This is a genomic window from Candidatus Kapaibacterium thiocyanatum, from assembly GCA_001899175.1.
GTDB classification, from domain to species: domain Bacteria; phylum Bacteroidota; class Ignavibacteria; order Kapaibacteriales; family Kapaibacteriaceae; genus Kapaibacterium; species Kapaibacterium thiocyanatum.
In genome coordinates, this window is record MKVH01000024.1 from 409,644 (window position 1) to 428,295 (window position 18,652).

At 61.3% G+C, this 18,652-nt stretch carries 14 protein-coding genes; 8 read left to right on the plus strand and 6 right to left on the minus strand.

The window, feature by feature from the left end:
- Nucleotides 1-6: 6 nt before the first annotated feature.
- From BGO89_10365 to BGO89_10385, 5 genes are all read left to right on the plus strand, one after another.
- Nucleotides 7-1,803: a phosphoenolpyruvate--protein phosphotransferase gene (locus BGO89_10365; protein OJX56918.1), complete on the plus strand. Its 1,797-nt coding sequence runs from the start codon at nt 7-9 to the stop codon at nt 1,801-1,803.
- Entirely contained in the window at nt 1,800-3,413 is a 1,614-nt protein-coding gene (locus BGO89_10370; protein ID OJX56919.1) for a hypothetical protein, read from the plus strand. The genes BGO89_10365 and BGO89_10370 overlap by 4 nt, the downstream gene beginning before the upstream one ends.
- 31 nt (nt 3,414-3,444) lie before the next feature.
- Nucleotides 3,445-4,098, plus strand: a complete 654-nt coding sequence (locus BGO89_10375; GenBank protein OJX56920.1) for a deoxyribose-phosphate aldolase — start codon at nt 3,445-3,447, stop codon at nt 4,096-4,098.
- A gap of 203 nt (nt 4,099-4,301) precedes the next feature.
- Nucleotides 4,302-4,829 carry a hypothetical protein gene (locus BGO89_10380; protein ID OJX56921.1) on the plus strand — a complete coding sequence of 176 codons (528 nt, stop codon included), beginning with the start codon at nt 4,302-4,304 and terminating at the stop codon, nt 4,827-4,829.
- A 12-nt stretch (nt 4,830-4,841) separates the two neighbouring features.
- Nucleotides 4,842-5,711: a hypothetical protein gene (locus BGO89_10385; protein OJX56922.1), complete on the plus strand. Its 870-nt coding sequence runs from the start codon at nt 4,842-4,844 to the stop codon at nt 5,709-5,711.
- A gap of 145 nt (nt 5,712-5,856) precedes the next feature.
- Here the strand turns inward: BGO89_10385 and BGO89_10390 are convergent, their stop codons facing one another.
- From BGO89_10390 to BGO89_10405, 4 genes are all read right to left on the minus strand, one after another.
- Nucleotides 5,857-6,057, minus strand: coding sequence for a hypothetical protein (locus BGO89_10390; protein ID OJX56923.1), 201 nt, complete (start codon nt 6,055-6,057; stop codon nt 5,857-5,859).
- Nucleotides 6,058-6,142: 85 nt separating this feature from the next.
- Complete coding sequence (locus tag BGO89_10395; GenBank protein ID OJX57352.1) at nt 6,143-7,705, minus strand: peptide chain release factor 3; 1,563 nt, start codon at nt 7,703-7,705, stop codon at nt 6,143-6,145.
- A 98-nt stretch (nt 7,706-7,803) separates the two neighbouring features.
- Nucleotides 7,804-8,649, minus strand: a complete 846-nt coding sequence (locus tag BGO89_10400) for a hypothetical protein (protein OJX56924.1) — start codon at nt 8,647-8,649, stop codon at nt 7,804-7,806.
- Between the two features lie 10 nt (nt 8,650-8,659).
- Nucleotides 8,660-13,639: a hypothetical protein gene (locus tag BGO89_10405; GenBank protein OJX56925.1), complete on the minus strand. Its 4,980-nt coding sequence runs from the start codon at nt 13,637-13,639 to the stop codon at nt 8,660-8,662.
- A gap of 124 nt (nt 13,640-13,763) precedes the next feature.
- Between BGO89_10405 and BGO89_10410 the strand changes: the two genes are divergently transcribed.
- Together BGO89_10410 and BGO89_10415 are read left to right on the plus strand one after the other, a co-directional pair.
- Entirely contained in the window at nt 13,764-14,576 is an 813-nt protein-coding gene (locus tag BGO89_10410) for a hypothetical protein (protein ID OJX56926.1), read from the plus strand.
- On the plus strand, nt 14,557-16,050 hold the full coding sequence (locus BGO89_10415) for a hypothetical protein (protein OJX56927.1): 1,494 nt from the start codon (nt 14,557-14,559) through the stop codon (nt 16,048-16,050). Before BGO89_10410 ends, BGO89_10415 begins: the two co-directional genes overlap by 20 nt.
- Here BGO89_10415 and BGO89_10420 read toward each other — a convergent pair.
- Nucleotides 16,030-17,052, minus strand: coding sequence for a hypothetical protein (locus tag BGO89_10420; protein OJX56928.1), 1,023 nt, complete (start codon nt 17,050-17,052; stop codon nt 16,030-16,032). The two genes, BGO89_10415 and BGO89_10420, sit on opposite strands and share 21 nt — an antisense overlap.
- Nucleotides 17,053-17,088: 36 nt before the next feature.
- On the opposite strand from BGO89_10420, the gene BGO89_10425 reads away from it, so the two are divergent.
- A complete protein-coding gene (locus tag BGO89_10425; protein OJX56929.1) occupies nt 17,089-17,625 on the plus strand; it encodes a hypothetical protein in 537 nt (178 codons plus the stop codon).
- Nucleotides 17,626-17,628: 3 nt separating this feature from the next.
- On the opposite strand, the gene BGO89_10430 is transcribed toward BGO89_10425, so the two are convergent.
- Nucleotides 17,629-18,525, minus strand: a complete 897-nt coding sequence (locus BGO89_10430; GenBank protein ID OJX56930.1) for a hypothetical protein — start codon at nt 18,523-18,525, stop codon at nt 17,629-17,631.
- Nucleotides 18,526-18,652: the final 127 nt, after the last annotated feature.

Below are 18,652 nucleotides of genomic sequence, written 5' to 3' on the forward strand. Positions count from 1 at the left end.
TGGAGTATGCGCGACGGACTGCAGATACGACGACCGGCGGAGTTCATGATACGTACCACGGCTCCCTATGGTCAGCATATCCTGAAAGGCGTTCCGGCCAGCCCCGGCATCGCCATCGGTCATGCCTTCGTGCTCAGTATCGACTCTCCGTCGGTCTCGCAGGACCACATCTCTCCGGACCGCGTCACCGACGAAGTAGGGCGCTTCCGCGTCGCCATGGAAGCGATGGCCGCGGAGCTCGTCAACGCCATCGATCTTGCCCGTGTCGAATCCACGAGCGTCAGCACGATCATCGAATCCTACCTGCTGATCGTGAGCGATCCCATCATCACGGGGTCGATCGTCAAACGCATCGAAACCGGTCTCCTCGCCGAGTCCGCCGTCGTCCAGGAATTCGACGTCCACAGGAACATCCTGCACTCCGCACGCGATACCATCCTGCGTGAACGCGCCCAGGACTTCGAACACGTCAAGGAACGGCTCATCGCCACGCTCCGGAACCGTACGCTCGTCCATGCAGCGGCACGCAACAGCGTCGTCGTCGCCGGCAGCATCACGCCGCAGGACATGCTGTTCTTCAAGCAGACGCAGACGCTCGGATACGTGACGGAGATCGGCGGTATCAACTCGCATTCGTGCATCCTCGCCCGCGATCTCGGTATTCCCGCCGTCATCGGCATCCGCAATGCGACGGGCGAGATCTCTTCGAATACGACCATCATCATCGACGGTTATGCCGGCATCGTCATCGTCGATCCCGATGAACGGCACCTCCGCGAATACAGGAACAAGCTCGATCGTGAAGCCGACTACCGGCAGCGCCTGGGAGCCCTGATCAAGCAGCCGACCGTTACCACCGATGGTGTGACGGTGACGCTCCATGCCAACATCGACACACCGGAACAGGTCGGAGCCGCCCTCGTATCGGGTGGCGACGGTATCGGTCTCGTGCGGACGGAATATCTGCTGATGCAGCGCGGACATTATCCGACGGTGGAAGAGCAGACCGCATGGTATCGCGATATCGCAGAACGTGCCTTCCCGTTGCCCGTGACCTTCAGGGCCTTCGACGTCGGCAGCGACAAGTTCCGCGACGGCATCCCAAATCATGAAGACAATCCGGCCCTCGGCCTGCGGGGAATACGCTTCCTGCTCTATCGTCCGGATCTTTTCGAACAGCAGGTCACGGCCGTGCTCCGCGCATCGGTCAACAGGAACATCCGCTTCATGCTGCCGATGGTCAGTGTCCTGGAAGAAGTCGAACAGGCACGCGAGATCGTCGAGTCGTGCAAGCGCCGGCTCACCGATGCGGGTATCGACTTCGATTCCGCCATGCCGCTCGGAGTGATGATCGAAACACCTGCGGCCGCGATGATGGCCGACTCCTTCGCCAAGGTCGCCGACTTTCTCAGTATCGGAACGAACGACCTGGCGCAGTATGCCCTCGCCACGGACAGGACGAACGAGCTCGTCGCCGATATCTTCGATGCCCTGCACCCGGCCGTTCTTCGGATGGTAGCCATGATCGTGGATGCCGCTCGCCGCAACGACAAGTCGGTCAGCGTCTGCGGTGAAATGGCAGGTCATGCCGCGGCGACGGAAATGCTCGTCGGCCTCGGCCTCAATGAATTGTCCGTCGCTCCCGGACTCATCCTCGAACTCAAGCATCGCATCCGTTCGGTATCCTATGCCGACTGCGCCGACCTCGTGCAGCGCGTCCTCGATTGTACGACCACACCGCAGGTCTATGCCGAGCTGGCTGCCATCCAGCAGCTCAGACAGGAGGATGGTCGTCCTGCATGATGTGTCGTCTCCTCTCCTGTTCGATCCTCATCCTTCTCCTGTGCTCCAGTGTCGACGCGTTCGCCCAGCCGGTCATCCGTGATATCGTGCTGGATCAGCGGGACGTGTTCGACCGTCGGCACAACGACTGGTTCTTCGCGGGAGATATCCTGAACGCCTTCCATACGATGACGAAGCCCTATCTCATCGAGGACGAACTGCTGTTCGAAGAGGGAGACGATCTCGATACCGTGGACCTGCTGGAAACGGAGCGCAACCTGCGCCGTACCGGACTCTTCAGCGCTGTGCGCGTCTATACCGAACCGGTAGGAGCGGACAGCGTCGACGTCGTCGTCTACTGCCAGGATCGCTTCTCGCTGCGTCCCGCCATCCTCTTCGGCACGGGCGGCGGCATCACGAACATCGGTGGCAAGGTCGACGAGATCAACGTCGCAGGTACGGGTACGAAGATCCTCGTCCAGGGGCTCTACCGCACCGAGAACGACATCGGATGGGAAGGTCTCGTCCAGCTCTACCAACGCCGGCTGTTCCGCACCGAGTTGAGCCTGAATGCGTCGCTGATGGCGAACCAGTACCGTACGGACCAGACACTCGGCATCACGCGTCCCTTCCGTACGTTGTCCACACCGGTGGCCTACAGCATTTCGGGAACGAATGCGTTCGGACGCGATTTCGCCTACGTGAACAAGCAGCCGATCCTGCTGCCGTTCCATCAACGCAGCCTCAACACATGGATATCGCAGGCCTACGGCGATCGTGATCGTCTCTTCATGACGGGCTCGGTCTCGGCCGACTGGGTCCAGCGTACCATTCCCAGCTCGCGTCAGGCTTTCGACAACACGGCACGACTGCTCGTCGCGTTTTCCTCGATCCGTCAGAACTTCCAGCGGTCCGTCTTCCTGAATGGATACGAGACGGAAGATCTGCAGACCGGTGCATGGGGCACGGCTGTCATGGGCCGCGTCTTTTCGATGGGTAACGGCGGGGAATCGATGTGGTACATTGGCGGGCAGGCCGAACAATCGGCCTACGTCGCCAAGGACGTGTATCTCTTCGGTCGTGTCGGCGCAGGATCAGGATTCGGCGACCGTCGTGCGAAATACACCTATCTCGAAGTGATGGGACTCGGACATCTGCGCATCTCGCCGCACGTCGTCATCGCGGCTCGCCTCCGGAGCCAGACGGCGTGGAACTGGAGCGCCTTCCGTCAGCTTGTCCTCGACAACGATGCGGGCCTTCGCGGCTATGCTGCCAACCAGCTCGCGGGCGATAACAGGTTGATCGGCAACGCGGAGTTCCGCTGGTTCCCGGACTGGAAGGTCTGGATCCTCGGTCTTTCGGGAGCCTTGTTCTATGACGGCGGGACGGTATGGAATCAGGGCACCGGCCTCAACGGAACACGCTTCCATCATGCCGTCGGTTTCGGCATCCGCTTCCACAACCTGAAGGCGAGTGGCGAGGATGCGACATTCCGTTTCGACTTCGCCTACAATCTCGATGAGCGCCGGTTCACGGGAATCATCTTCACGACGGACCAGCTCTTCTCCGCCTTCGGACAACATCAGTTCAAGGTTCCCGACGTCTTCGGCCGGGACATCGACGTGGAGTGATGGACCTCCCGTCGTTCGATAGAGGAATCCCATGCATTTGAATACTACCATCGATCATACGCTGCTGAAGCCCGATGCCACCGTCGAACAGATCGACAGGCTCTGTGCGGAAGCACGAGAACATGCCTTCGCGAGCGTCTGCGTCCTTCCATGGTACGTCGAACGCGCCGCCGCCATGCTGGCGGATACTCCGGTCGCGACCTGCACCGTCATCGGCTTTCCTCTCGGAGGAACGTTCACGCAGACGAAGGTCGCCGAAGCCATGCTCGCGATGGATCGCGGAGCCACCGAGCTGGATATGGTCATCAATATCTCCGCGTTGAAGAGCGGCGAGATCGATGTCGTGGAAGCCGATATCGCCGCGGTCGTATCGGCCGTTCACGGCCGGAAGGGAATCGTGAAGGTCATCATCGAAACAAGCCTCCTTACCGATGCCGAGAAGGTCGGGATGTGCCACGTCGTCACGCGGATACGGGCGGACTACATCAAGACGTCGACGGGATTCTCCACGGGTGGGGCGACGCTCGACGATGTCCGTCTGCTACGCGCCAACGTCGGTGCCGACGTCCGTGTCAAGGCATCCGGTGGCATCCGTGACCGAGCCACGGCCGAGGCGATGCTCGAGGCCGGTGCTTCCAGGCTCGGTACATCGGCCGGAGTCTCCATCGTCCGTGAACGTCACTAGACACGGGCACGCCGGCCGAGCGCACATGCAGCCACATGCAACCGCCCTTCGGATCCCGTCCGAACCATGCGGAGTGACCTCGTTTCCAGGAGCGGATGAAGTCGACAATAAGCTCCCCATAGCGACGTCCTTTGCAATGTGTGTTTAAACACGTATATTCGTGTCGTAACACATTCCATCCATCACAATACTGGGAGACGGGCATGTCAACGTGGGCAATCGACGCAGCGCACAGCGAAGTGCAATTCAAGATCAAGCACCTCATGATCAACACGGTCACGGGTGAATTCACGTCGTTCAAGGGCGAAGTCGTCAGCGAGACCGATGATTTCTCCGAGGCGCACATCAAGTTCGAAGCCGATGTGAATTCCATCAACACGAAGGTGGAGATGAGGGACAATCACCTCAAGAGCGACGACTTCTTCAATGCGGAGAAGTATCCGACGCTGAGCTTCGTTTCGAAGGAATTCAGGAAGTTGCCCAACGGAGAATACAGCCTGGTGGGTGATCTCACGATCCGCGACATCACAAAGCCGGTGACGCTCGATGTCGACTTCGGTGGCACGGCTACCGACTTCTATGGCAATGCGAAGGCCGGTTTCGAGCTGAAGGGCAAGATCAACCGGAAGGACTTCGGTCTTATGTGGAACGGTGTCACGGAAGCCGGAGGAATCGTCGTGAGCGATGATGTCCGCTTGTACATGAACGTACAGCTTCAAAAAACCATCTGATTGGTTCAAGTCATGGCAACGAAACGACGGGGCGTGCGCACGGTCGTGTACGCCCCCGAATTCCCGATGGGGCCTATGAGAGTGAAACAGCCCCTTCCTTCACAGACACTGGACCAGGTGAGTCCCTTCGTGCTGCTGCACCACGCCAGTCCACAGAAGTACGAGCAAGGCGCCACGGCACACCGCATCGAGCCGCATCCGCACCGGGGCTTCGAGCCCGTGACCTTCGTCTTCCAGGGCGAAGTGTATCACCGGGATTCCCGCGGCAACGAAGGGATCGTCGGTGCCGGTGAGGTCCAGTGGATGACGGCCGGCAGTGGCATACTGCACAGTGAAGGGCCTTCTCCGCGGTTCGTCGAACGGGGCGGAACGCTCGAACTGGTCCAGTTGTGGATCAACCTGCCGCGCGCCTACAAGATGATGGAGCCGAAGTATCAGGATATCCATCGCGGCGACATTCCCGTGGTGATGCTGGCCGACGGCGCTGCACGGGCCCATGTCGTGGCAGGCAGCCTCGGCGACGTCACTGGGCCAGCCACGACCAGCACACCGATCAACGCCATCATGCTCTACATGGACGCGGGTGCATCGTTCGAGCTGGACTTCGGGTCCCATACATCGGCGATGCTCTATCTGCTCAAGGGCAGCATCAACGTGAACGGTTCGCACGACGTCGGTGAGCACTACCTGACCGTCTTCGACGAAACGACCGGTGTCGTCACCGTCACCGCCAGGGAAGCCGGTTATGCGCTCGTCCTCAGTGGCGAACCCATCGACGAACCCGTCGTCGCCTCCGGTCCGTTCGTCATGAACTCGCAGGACGAGATCCGCGCGGCCTGGCGCGACTTCGTCGCAGGAAAGATGGGGCAGCTCGTGGATTGACCGGTATCCGGTAACGACTAGGCAAGTTTCATGATCCGCAGGTCATGGCGCTCGTACGGCGTCATGACCTGCAATACGTATGTACCGGAACCCAGGGCCGATGTCTCCATGAGGAAGGGGGAGGCCGACCTACCCGTCATTCGAGCTACGACCCGACCGCAATATCGACCATGAAGAAGTCGACGACTTCGTCGCGGGACGTTCCGATGGTACCGTTACGATCGTCATGCCACGGTAGCGGGTGAACGGCGATGCTGTTGACGATGCCGGAAATGGACTGCTCCCCGGCATGGACCGTAGCGATCGTAGCCAGAACGATGATCCAGACGGATGCGAAATGTGCCATTGCTGGTCTCCCGTACGCGATGCGGATCCGCGACGACAACAATGCAACGTGCCGTCAGGTTACAGCCGTCTCCTATGCACGCGCGTCAGGCGTCGGGCTTCTCGTTCAGTATCAGGTCCTTGGTCCGTTCCAGTGCGTAGTTGATTTCCCATTCGTTCTTGAAGACGGCGACGGGGCGTTGCTGATCGTCGAAGATGATGGGAACGGCAGTGGCGGGACGTACCTCGCTGCCCAGCCATCGGGTGCGCGTATAGGGCAGACGTTCGAGCTTGACCTTCTCGTTGTATTCGTTCTCCATGCGCCATGCGAACAGTTCGAGCTGGAGCTCGCCCACGGCCGCTACGAGGGGAACGGGATTGCCGTCGGACTCCGTGAAGATCTGCACCACACCTTCTTCCGCCAACTGGTCGATACCCTTGCGGAAGGACTTGCTGAAGGAGCCCATGGCCGGGAAGACCTTGGCATAGATTTCGGGTGCGAAGCGCGGGAAGTTCGGAATCGTGGCATCGCTCTTCGTCGTGATCGTATCGCCTACGCGGAAGAGTCCGGGATTCGTGAGGCCGATGACGTCGCCCGGGAACGCTTCGTCGATGATCTCGCGGTCCCGGCCGAAGATCTGGAACGGATAGTTGAGCTTCGTCTCCTTGCCGCTGCGCGGATGGAAGGCCGTCATGCCACGTTCGAAACGGCCGCTCACGATGCGGACGAAGGAAATGCGGTCCCGGTGTGCCTTGTTCATGTTGGCCTGGACCTTGTAGACGAAGCCGGTGAATTCGGACGATTCGGGTTTGACGGATCCCGTCGACATGTCGAAGGCCTGCGGCGCCGGAGCGAGTTGCAGGAGCTGCTGCAGGAAGTGCTCCAGGCCGAAGTTCGTGATGGCCGAGCCCCAGTATACCGGCGTGCAGCGCTCGTGGAGATATTCGTCACGGTCGAAGGCGGGAATGACGTGGTCGACGAATTCCAGGTCCTCCAGCAGCTTGTCGTGCATCATAGGTCCGAGGGACGACCGCAGGTGTTCGCTGCGGATGTCGCCTACCTTCATCGGAGCCTTGTACTTGTTGCCTACCGTACGCTCGAACTCGTAGAACTGCTCCGCATCACGGTCGTAGATACCTCTGAAGTCCTGCCCGTCACCGATCGGCCAGGTGCGCGGTATGGCCGTGATACCGAGTACCTGTTCGACTTCGTCCAGCAGTTCGAGCGGATTGCGGGCCGGGCGGTCCAGCTTGTTCATGAAGGTGATGATGGGAATGCCGCGGTCGCGGCAGACCTTGAAGAGCTTGATGGTCTGTTCCTGCACGCCACGGCCTGCGTCGAGAAGCATGATGGCCGAGTCCACGGCCATGAGCGTCCGATACGTATCCTCGGAGAAGTCCTGGTGACCCGGAGTGTCGAGGATGTTCAGGAGGTGACCGTCGTATTCGACGCGCATGGCGCTCGACGAAACGGAGATACCGCGCTGCTGTTCGATCTCCATCCAGTCCGACGTCGTGGACGAGTGCTTGCCACCGGTCACGGCGCCGGCCTGGTGGATGGCCCCGGAATAGAGCAGCAGCTTCTCCGTCAGCGTCGTCTTGCCGGCGTCGGGGTGGGAGATGATGGCCACGGTACGGCGGCGGCCTATTTCCTGTATGATGTCTGACATGGATCTTCGCGATTCATTGGGAAGCCACAAAAATACGAGAGCCGACGCGAGGTCGGCTCTCCGGGTCGTCATTAGAAGATGACTGGTCCTGAATGGGATCAGCGTCCAGGCCTCAGCGGATCGCTGTTCCCCGGAGTCGTCATGATCGTGTAGAGTACGCTGATACCCGCACGGAAGGCCGAGACGCTCCACGGGACGTTCTTCGCGACGTCCGTGAACATCGGCGCATAGGTGACCTCCGGGACGAGGGCCAGCGTGCCCATGGCGTTCAGCGACATCCAGTAGCGTGCGCCCACGACGATGCCGAACTGCAGGGCGTTGACGTCCTTGACGTCGCCCGACGACGCATTGAACGTACTGCCGCCCGTGCCGTAGTCATAGGGCAGCGTGGGGTCGGCCAGCTCTTCCTTCTGGTCGTAGGTCACGCCCGTCAGCGTACCGAGCCGCAGACCACCCATGAGGCCGAACCTGGAATTGATGCGGTACTCCACGGCCGGTTCGAGCATGAGGGCCGTCATGGACGTGACGAGCGTATGTCGTAGCGCCGTGGTCACGGCCTGGGAGCCGACGCGGACCGTCGTGGCCTCGTCCTTCCGCATCGTCGCACCCGACGGTGCGAACGAGAGGCGGGCGAGGATGGAGAGGTTCGTTCCGACGGGAAGTCCACCTTCGATGCCGAAGGCGATACCCGCTTTCGACGTTCCGTCGTAACCGGAGCAGCACGTCGGTGCCTGGGGCAGCGTCATGTTGCTCGCCGAATGCATGGAGAGCTGGAGGCCGCCGCCGACTCCGAGCCACAGCAACGGTGTGGCGGGTGCGTACGAGACGGGTTCCGGTTCGGGATCGGTCGGCCGGGCCGACATCGCCTCCTGTGCATGGAGCGTCGTCATCGGGAGAAGAAGCGCCACGCACGCCGTCATGATGGTCGTGATGAATGTCTGCATGGTTCGCTCCTTAGCGGGTGATGAGTACGGGCATCGAGAACATCGTGCCGTGTGCCGTGATGGTGAGGACGTACGTACCAGCCGCGATGCTTTTCACGTCGACGAGTGTATGGCCGGTTCCCGATGCATCGGGTTGGAACGTTCCCGCCGCCACTTCGCGGCCGATGGACGAATGCATGGTCCACATGGCCCCTTCCTTACCGAGCCCTTCGAGATCGATCGTCATCTCGTCCGCAGCAGGCACGGGATGGATGCCGATGCGCAGGCCGTTCGCCTTCGGAACGAGATAACGTCCACCATCGACCGGACAGATGTCCGTGATCGTGACATGCCCATCGACGAGTGTCATGGTCGCATCGGGAGCATCGGACCAGGTGAATCCGACCAGCTTCACATCGGAGTGACTGGTATTGCCCAGCACTGCGGTGAAGTCGAGTTCCGTGAGTGTTCCCGTCGTATCGGTCGTCGTTCCGGTAAGCGTGATGGTACATGGTCCCGCCTGGCCTGCCGTGAAACAGTCCGGCGTCGTTCCCGAACCGACGAGAATGGCCGGATCGTAGGCGATGTCGGCCGACCATGCCTTGTTCGCGAGAGCGGAAAGGCCGGTGGACGAGACGAGTCGTATCGGCAGGCGGAAGCGTTGCCCCGTCGTTACGGCGACGGTGTCGACGACGATGGTGCCGCCGATGCTGACCGGTACGTCGTCCGAGCATCGTGCGGTGATGACCGTCTTCGTCGCCGAGGCGCACTCCGGTGCGGTGGCGGAGGCGAAGTCCGCACGGATCGTATCGGAAACGTCGGTACGTCCATCGCACACCGTCCGGTAATCGATGTCGATGACGGCGCCGGGTGCCAGCGTAGCGGGTAGTGCCGGGCGCGTGGCCGTGATGGTCGTCGTGGCGGGTGACGTCAGCACGACGCCGATCGGGGCCGTTCCGTCGTTCGTGAATCGCACGGTTCCGGATGTCGTCTGTGCGATCGTTCCCGCATTGACGACCGGTGTCTCGGCTCTGAGCGATGGTGTGGTTGCGGAACCCTTCACGACGATGACATGGCGAATGTCGCATGGCTGAAGGACGATGACGATACTGTCGAGATACGCGCCGGTACGCGTCGGGCGCCATGTCACGGCAAATGCTACCCGTGTGTCGGGCGGGAACTGCATCCCCTCGGTCAATGTCGTCGTGAAGTCTGCGGGAAGCCGAAGGGAGGCGATGCTTGCAGTACCCTCGATACCGTTGATGTAGAACATGCTGTCACGCCGGACGCTGGCATCGTTGAATGGAGGACACCATGCCACTTCGCCGAAATCGAGGATATATGGTGCGGACAGTACCATCCCCTGTTTCGTGATGGTACCTTTCACTGCGATCGTCTGATCACATGGCCGGACCTTGAACGTGAACGTTTCGGATGTCTGGCCCTCCAACGCAGGTCGGGCTTCGATGCGCACCTGCGCCGAGTTCCGGGCGGGAATGGTGATCGGGCCTGATGGACTGACCGCCCACCAGCCATTGGGCTGGGGGCTGAGTTCGACCGTGACGGGAACGTCCGAATCGTTGAAGAGCGTGAGCGTCGTATCCCTCGTGGTCTCGCATCCCTTGAGCTCGGGCATGACGAACGACGACGGCTCGATACGTACCGCGACGTTTGCGCGCGTCGCATTCAGGTTGACGCGCAGCGTATCGCGGCATGCTCCGGCTTGGAATGCGAGGCGGACGACGTCGTTGAAGGTGCCGTTCGCCGTCGGCGTGTAGCGGATACGTACCGCGAGCGTCTCTCCGGCTGCGAGCGTCGTCGGTGTCGTAGGTTCGATGACATTGAACGGTGCGGCGACGAGGCCGGGTTCGACCGTCATCGTTCCTGTACTTCCGTTACGGATGATGACGACGGTGTCGCGTACGACGGTCTCGCAGGACGTGCTCGATCCGAAACCGATGGAGCCGGGCTGTACCGTAGCGGTGAGGGACTGTCGTGTACCCCTGTACGGAACGGCGAGTGACCACGAGCATGGCGTTCCGACGAGACGGAACGTGCCCGTCGTCGTACCCGTCGCGGCAGGGGAGAAGCGCACGCGGATCGTCGTCGAGCCCGATGCGGGAATCGTGATGGCGGGCGACAGCGACGTGAGGAGGCTGACGTCGGCCTTGTCCGCGATGAAGTTCGTCAATGCGATCTCGTAGAGCATGGGATTGGTGATCGTCACCGTCGTATCGCGGTAGGATGCGCAGGCTTCCACAGCGCCGAAGTCGACGGATGCCGGACTGAACGTCGGTCTCGGATCGACGATGGAGACGGCGACGGTGTCCCGTGCGGTGCATCCAGCCGCATCGGTGACCAGCACTTCGTAGCGCGATGCCGTCGGCGGATAGACCTTCGGCGATGGAATCGTATCCGAGTCGATGTAGTCGGGTCCGCTCTCGATCCTGTTCCACTTGTAGCGATACGGGGCGGTGCCTCCGCTCGCGTCGGCGGTGAGGACGATCATGGAATCGCGGCAGCCGCTGACGTCGTTTCCGGCGCGGACGACTGGCCGGGGATTCCTCGTGATCACGATGGTGTCGCGATAGCGGCAGCCCTGCTGCGTACGGCACATCACGATGTACGAACCCGTATCCGAGACGGTGATGGTGCGCGTGGTGTCGCCCGTAGACCAGCGATACTGCGCGAAGCCCGTCGGTGCGAGCAGTTGTCGCGCTTCGTTTGCACAGAGCACGGCAGGACCATTGGAGACGATGTCGATGACGGAGTCACGGCAATCCGACAGATAGCCGACGAAGGCATTGTAGCGGAGTGTGTCCTGCTGGATGTGGGCGGAATCCTGATAGGCGCCTGGCGTTACGGGCATGCGGAACGTACGGGTGAGCGTACCCATGACGATGTAGGCATCGGCATCGCAGGCGATGGCGTCACCGAAGTCATCGCCGAAGTCCGTGTTCATGGTAGCGGGAACGGCGGGAGGAACCGGATGCTGCGGGTCGCCGCAGAAGTAGGATGCATAGAGACGTGTCGTGCCTGCGGGATTCAATTTCACGATGTAGCTGTCCGAGCCGCTTTCCGTGGAAGGCTGCGTACGGAATGCATCGGGCGTCGTGGGGAGGTTGCTTTCGAAACCCGTGAACCCGCTCAGCCATATGTTGTTCGACCGGTCGACGGCGACGCTCTTCATGCCGTCCATCTTGTTCCCGCCGATATAGGAGAGGAACTGGACGTTGCCCAGACCGTTGTACTTGGCCACGAAGCCATCGAGGAACGAACCGCCATAGGCAGGCTGGATGGCGTTGGCGACGGGAAGATTCTGGCTGGCGGTCTGGCCTGCGACGATGACGTTGCCGATGCCGTCGGCAGCGATGCCGTTCACCTGATCCACCTTGTCGCCGCCGATCACCGTCACGAACAACCGCTGACCGGTCGGAGAGAATTTCAGGATGACACCGTCGATGTCGCCTCTCAGCGCCGTACCGTCCGTCGTGGGGAAGGGGGCACTCACACCGAGATCTTCCACATTGCCGGCGACCAGGACGTTGCCTTGGGGGTCGTAGGCGACGCCCTGTGCGAAGTCGTCGTTGCCGCTGCCGTAGAAGGTCAGCCAGTCGTTCGTCCAACGGTCCGTCGAGTTGACGCGTGGCTTGACCTGGCAGATGAACATCTCCGTCTGATTGTAGTTGTTCAGCGGATTGAAGAGATAGGGCGTTCCGTACAGACCGCCGAGTTTCGGACTTCGTGTATAGCCGCAGATGGCGATGCGATCCTTGCGGATGGCGATACCCGTCGCGACATCTGCACCACGACCGTAGATGAGCCAGCTGTCGTTCCAGCTACCGTCGGGATTCAGCTTGACGATGAGCGCTTCGGGCGAAGGGTCGACGGAATCGGGATCGCCATATGCGCCACTGCCCTGCAGGACGCCTCCGTTACGGTAGGGCAGGTTGCCGCTGCTCGTCGTACCGCAGAGCCAGATGCAATTCTTCGCATCGGTCTTCACGTCGAAGAAGATGTCTTCCTTGTCGCCGCCGTAGTACGTGTGCCAGACGAGATTGCCGCGGTCGTCGAACTTCGTCGCGAATCCGTCGTTCCCGCCCTTGATCCTGTTCTGGATGACACCCGTCGAACGTGGCAGGTTGGCCACCGGTGTGGTACCGGCGAGGATGACGTTGCCATCGCCGTCGAACGCCACCTTCGCGTTGTAGAAATCTCCCGCACCGCCGTAGTAGGTGGCCCAGACGCGCTGGGGGTCGATGACGAGAACGTCGTTCCCGCTATAGTCTCCGAGAGCGAAGCGAACCGCTGCGCCGTCGACATCGTACCGTGCCCTCACGGATGTCCGCACGGCCGACGTGGCGGATGGAATCGTATAGCAGACCGGTGCATCCTCGGATAACGTACCGAGGCCGGTCGACGCTTCGAGGCGGCCGGTCGACGTGACTTTCAGCCTGTCCACGCCGTCGTACCGCATGACGATGCGTCCCGGGTCGGCACCGGGATGGACGATGAAGTCATACTTGAGTCCTGCCGTGGTGACGTACATCCGTACGTCGATACCCGGCCATACGTCGTGATAGGTCATCGTCGTATACGAGCGCGTCGTCTGGGCGGCCGGATCGATGCTTCCTTTCAGGTAGCGCACGCTATGCGGATGGGGCGAAGCGTAGTCGACGCGGGCCATCGGATTGGCTCCGACGAAGACGATGTCCGAACGAAGGACGTCGGCTTCCGTTTCTTCGTAGGGGCGCGCAGGAAGGCGGTGCACCCGTTGCTGTACGACGTGCATCCCTTCTGGATGGATGAAGGCCGTCGTGCCGTTCCACGTGAACGTGGCCTGCACGTGCGGTGCGGGCTCTCCGTCGCCCCAGTGTACCTGGCCGATGTTAGGGACGAAGCCTGCGGGAAGAGGACGATCCGTTCGTACCGGCGGGCGGGTCGTAGGACCGGCCAGCATGAGGGCCGGCAACAGCAGGAAGAGAAACGTGAGAGCGTAGCATCGAACCATGAACCTCTCCGCGATTATCACGTGACCAAATCATAACGAAGCGTACAGAATACCAAGGACAACCGACATTCACAAAGATGACGGCAACAGGGCGAGATGGAAAATTCCCTATCATTGATCCGTCATGACCCAACTCGAAACGTTGTCCAGCGTCCAGGGGCGCACCCTCCTCCGCGACATCTATCGCGAGCTGCGCTTCGAACGGCAGCTCAGCGCCGTTGCAACTCTCAAGATCACCTGGCAGATATGCACGACGGAGCGTGAGCTGTTCCGCCTCACGCGGCGTAACGTCGTCGTCCTCCACCCGCTCGGGCTGTGGGCAGGTACGTCGTTGTGGATGCAGGAAGTGGTGAACCGGTTCTACTACGCTCCGATCAATGCCTTCGTCTATTTCGGTGCCGCCATGCTGCTGGTGGCCGTCGGTCTGAACCGTACGCGCGTCGTCGAGACGCCGGCCCTCGTCGTTGCAGGCGTCATCCTCGAAGCACTGCTTCTCGTGGCCCTGTTCGGCGTGATGTTCTTCACCCCACCCGAAGAACCGGATGCCGGGGCGACGGGCAACGGTGGAAGTTCGTCGATGACGGACGAGCTGCTTCGCGAGCTCGGCGAGATCGGACGCGACTATGCCGCGATGGCCGTTCAGCTCGAAGCCATCTCGACGTCGCTGATGGACATCGTCGAACGTCAGGATCAGATGATCGGCTCGGTCAGGGATTCCGTGCAGTCGGCCGTCCAGGCCGTCGCACCCAATCCCGAACTCCTGATATCGATGAAGGAAACGACCCTCGCCCTCGGTCAGTTCGCCTCCAGTGTCGGAATTCTCGCCGAACGCCTGAACGCCGTGGAACGCCAGGAAGTCGAACGCCTCGTTCGCACGGAACTGGACCGTATCCTTTCCAAGACCATCCTGCAGCGCGATGACCGCCCGACCCCGTAACCGCCGGCGGGTCGAGATCTACTTCGTACTGTACGTCGTGGCCCTCGTATTGCTGATGCCCGATCCGTCGGACCAGACCCAGCCGACCGGGCCGTCCCCCTATGACTATTCGCGTCTCGATCTGCAACCGGAGCGTGTCCGCCTCGAGAGCAGAGCCGTACGCGATACGGGCAATCAACTGATCCTCGTCCAGCAGGACTCCCTGAACGTCATCCGATACACGGGTGCCGTTACGGACGTCCGCGTTTCGGCCACCGTCTTCGACGAGACGACGGGCAAGGATATCGTCATCAATGCCGGTGATACGGCGACGCAACTGTTCTCCCTCGTTCACGATCCCTCGCGCAGCGCGGCCGTCTTCCGCTGGCGCCCGGCACTGATGCAGAGCGGCATCGGCCGGACGTTCCGCGTAACGTTGACGGCGATGGGCGTGCCGACGTCCGTTTCCACGGCCAATGCCAACGAATCCGACAACGTACCGTCGGGCCTGCGCATCCAGGGAAGTACGCAGTTCATGCTGTCCTATGTCGTCGACGACAAGCCCGCTCCGAATGCCATCGTCCAGTTGCCTGGCAAGGTCGATACGATCAGGATCCGGGAAGGGGGGCCGTCATTCGGCGGCGAGACCATGCTGGGAGAATTCTGGGTGCAGCCTGCCCGTGAACGCGTCACGGTGCTGCACGGAACGCGGTGGACGAATCGTATCAGCGTGGGCGGTGCCGACGTGTCGCGTGATCTGGCCAATGCTCCTGCCGTGAAGGCTTCGGGCGATGGCTCGGCGTCCGTGCGTTCCTATGTGGACGCCGCGACCCGTACGGTCGTACTCGACGGTATCGCACCGAGATCGGGGACGCTGAACGTGGACGTGACGCTGCTGCGGCGCGACGGGCAGAGCAGAAGCGCTTCCTTCGTCGTATCCGCCGAACCTCTTGCGGCCCTGGCCCTCCCGGAAGCGATCTATCCGGGGGTCGAGGCCGAACTGGCGACCCGTCTGCCGTCCATGCCGGGCGTCGAGGTCGTGGCCATCCTGAAGGGTGAACGTGGTGAGATACAGCGCACGACGGGCGATGTGATCCGGTATACTCCCTCCGTCTCCGATACGAACAAGACCATCTATCTCGAGCGCTACGTCGACGACCAACGCGTCGGCAGCCCGGTGCCGATCCGCATCCGTTCGTTCGATGCGCCGGAAATCCTGGCGGCGAAGGATGTCGCCGGTGGCACGAAGAAACGTATCGTCGTCAAGTACTTCGGTCCGAAGATGGACCGTCCGGTGCTCGACATCCTGGACGGCAACGTCGGACGCATCCAGACGCTCTACGGCAACAACTACCGGGCGAACGACAGGGATCCGGCTGCACCTGCATGGATCATCGAATTCGATATCGAACGCAAGGACGGGTCACGCCCGTTCTCCTTCCGTATCCAGGCGCGCGACAAGAGGGGAATGAGGTCACGGGCGTGGAGCGAGTGACCGGTTCCTGCGGTAACGGCGTACGTTCAGCAGATGTTCCTGGCCGTTCCGTGCGAAGGTATGCAGGCCAGAACCATCACCCCGTGCCACGAAGAACAGGTAGTCGTGCTCTTCGGGGCGCAGTGCCGCGCGCAATGCTTCGAGTCCTGGATTGTTGATGGGACCTGGCGGCAGCCCTTCCACCACGTAGGTATTGTACCGGCTCGCATCGTCGAGATCGCGATAGAGCAGACGCCGACGCTGGCCGAGTCCGTACTGTACCGTGGGGTCGGCTTCCAGGCGCATGCCGCGTGACAGACGGTTCGCATACACTCCGGCGATACGCGGCATTTCGGACGTCGTGGCGGCTTCGGCCTGGACGATCGATGCCAGTGTGACGATCTCGTGTTTCGTCCGGCCACTTGATGCCAGAAGTCCTTCGCATTCCCGATTCCACATCGACTGGAATTCGCGGGCCATGCGGGTCACGACGACGGTGGCGTCTTCACGCCAGAAGAATTCGTAGGTATCAGGTTTGAGGTAGCCCTCCATGGACGTTCCCTCGACACCGAAGGAGCGCTGGACGGAATCGCGTTCGGCGATGTCGACGAAGCTCGCCGAGTCGATGTCGAGTGCCCGGGCTACGATGCCACCGATCTCGCGGATGTGCAGTCCTTCGGGAATCGTAACGCGTCGTGTCGGACGCAGATGTCCGCTGAAGAGGGCCTTGAGGACGTCGAGCTGCGTCGAGGTATCCGTGAACACGTACCAGCCCGACTGTATCGTCCGGCCGCTGAGGCGCGCGAGCACCCGTGCGCTCAACGAGACGAGGGAAGCCGACGGCAGGGAGCATTGGGCGTCGATCGTGTCGACGGCTGCGACGACACTCGAGCCGCGCGGGACATACACGAATCGTTGCGGGTCATCCGTTATCCTACGTGACAACTGCCACCATAGAACGGCCGCTGCGAGTGCGAGAAGGACGGCGGCGGCGAGAATGAAACGGACGAGACGATTACGCATGATATGTGCAAGATAGCCGCTGTATTCGGATCGATGATGCTGTTACTCGCGACGGGTAGCGATGCCCTTGCCCAGCAGCGGAAGAAGGCAGAAGTCGAGCTTGTGCTTGGATCGCTGCTCGCATCCGTCGATTCCGCTGGTGTGACGACTTCGCACGGCAGCGTCGGTGTGGGCATCGGAGTCGTCGCTCCGCTCCATCAGGCGGGAGGTATCACATTGTCCGCGATGGTCCAGCCCGTCGCAGGCTTCGGCCTGGCATCCGGGCTGTCGGTGGACCAGATCCATATTCCCGTCGGTTTCCGGTTGAGCACGGAAGAATGGACGGATGAACGGACGTCGCCCATCATCGGAGGGGCCATAGGCGCCGGCGCCATGCTGTCGGGTTCGCGATATGCCGGTGGCCGTGGTGCGGCGGACATCAGACCCTTCATCTGTGCCGATCTCTACATCGGCACGTTCCAGCGCGGAGTCCTGCGGCTGCGGTACTTCTATGCACTCGGACAATATCATCCCGTTCCGCAGACGTCCATCGGCTATCACGGTCTCTTCATCGTGGGCACGACGGCCTGGTGACCCTTACGCCTGCTTCACCGTTTCGATGAAGATGTCGTGCAGCGACGGTTCGGCCACTTCGAACCGCGTGACGTGGACGAGGTCCACGGCCTTGCGGAGGACGGCATCGCTCGTCGTCGTTTCATCGAAGCGCAGCTCGGCACGACCCATGGATGACGAGATGACGGATGTGCCCGCGATCGTGGAAAGGGCTTCACCGTTCCCGTCGAAGTTGAAATGGATGCGGTTCTGTCGTTGACGGGCCTTTACCTCGCGCACCGAGCCCTCGAGCATGATCCGTCCCTTGTTGATCAGGACGATGTCATCGCAGAGTTTTTCCACCTGATCCATCTGATGCGTCGAAAGCAGGATCGTGGTGCCGCGCTGCTGCAGCTCCTTGATGACGCCGATCAGGACGTCGGCATTCAGCGGGTCGAGTCCGCTGAACGGTTCGTCGAGAATCAGCAGTGACGGTTCGTGCAGGATGGTGGAGATGAACTGGACCTTCTGCTGCATGCCCTTCGACAGTTCCTGGACCTTCTTCGTCTCCCAGCCGTTGGCGTCCATGCGGTTCAGCCACCACAGTGCACGTTGCAGGGCATCGGCTGCGGTCAATCCCTTCAGACGTCCGAAATAGACGAGCTGATCTCCTACCTTCAGTTTCTTGTACAGGCCGCGTTCTTCGGGCAGGTAGCCGATGAAGTTCTGCTGTACGGCGGATACCGGATTGCCGTTCAGGAGCAACTGGCCTTCGTCCGGCATGATGATGTTCGTGATCATGCGGATGAGCGTCGTCTTGCCGGCACCGTTGGGTCCGAGAAGGCCGAAGATGCGTCCCGGTTCGACGGAAAAACTCACATCGTCGTTGGCCAGGTGGGTGCCGAATCGTTTGGTGACATTCGAGACGCTGAGAAAAGGCATGCTGTGTCCGGAGGCAATGGAATGATGATCGAGGGGCAAGTTACGACGGCCGGGAATGAAGGTTGCAGCGTCTTCATCGGGACGTTCTCCGTGCCTTTCGTAACTTTGGCGGCACTTCTGGGCGTGC

What these genes read in the sequence shown, in the direction of transcription:
- BGO89_10365 (OJX56918.1), top strand. Translation starts at nt 7, where the DNA reads ATGCGCGACGGACTGCAGATACGACGACCGGCGGAGTTCATGATACGT.
- BGO89_10370 (OJX56919.1), top strand. Translation starts at nt 1,800, where the DNA reads ATGATGTGTCGTCTCCTCTCCTGTTCGATCCTCATCCTTCTCCTGTGC.
- BGO89_10375 (OJX56920.1), top strand. Translation starts at nt 3,445, where the DNA reads ATGCATTTGAATACTACCATCGATCATACGCTGCTGAAGCCCGATGCC.
- BGO89_10380 (OJX56921.1), top strand. Translation starts at nt 4,302, where the DNA reads ATGTCAACGTGGGCAATCGACGCAGCGCACAGCGAAGTGCAATTCAAG.
- BGO89_10385 (OJX56922.1), top strand. Translation starts at nt 4,842, where the DNA reads ATGGCAACGAAACGACGGGGCGTGCGCACGGTCGTGTACGCCCCCGAA.
- BGO89_10390 (OJX56923.1), bottom strand. Translation starts at nt 6,057, where the DNA reads ATGGCACATTTCGCATCCGTCTGGATCATCGTTCTGGCTACGATCGCT.
- BGO89_10395 (OJX57352.1), bottom strand. Translation starts at nt 7,705, where the DNA reads ATGTCAGACATCATACAGGAAATAGGCCGCCGCCGTACCGTGGCCATC.
- BGO89_10400 (OJX56924.1), bottom strand. Translation starts at nt 8,649, where the DNA reads ATGCAGACATTCATCACGACCATCATGACGGCGTGCGTGGCGCTTCTT.
- BGO89_10405 (OJX56925.1), bottom strand. Translation starts at nt 13,639, where the DNA reads ATGGTTCGATGCTACGCTCTCACGTTTCTCTTCCTGCTGTTGCCGGCC.
- BGO89_10410 (OJX56926.1), top strand. Translation starts at nt 13,764, where the DNA reads ATGACCCAACTCGAAACGTTGTCCAGCGTCCAGGGGCGCACCCTCCTC.
- BGO89_10415 (OJX56927.1), top strand. Translation starts at nt 14,557, where the DNA reads ATGACCGCCCGACCCCGTAACCGCCGGCGGGTCGAGATCTACTTCGTA.
- BGO89_10420 (OJX56928.1), bottom strand. Translation starts at nt 17,052, where the DNA reads ATGCGTAATCGTCTCGTCCGTTTCATTCTCGCCGCCGCCGTCCTTCTC.
- BGO89_10425 (OJX56929.1), top strand. Translation starts at nt 17,089, where the DNA reads ATGCTGTTACTCGCGACGGGTAGCGATGCCCTTGCCCAGCAGCGGAAG.
- BGO89_10430 (OJX56930.1), bottom strand. Translation starts at nt 18,525, where the DNA reads ATGCCTTTTCTCAGCGTCTCGAATGTCACCAAACGATTCGGCACCCAC.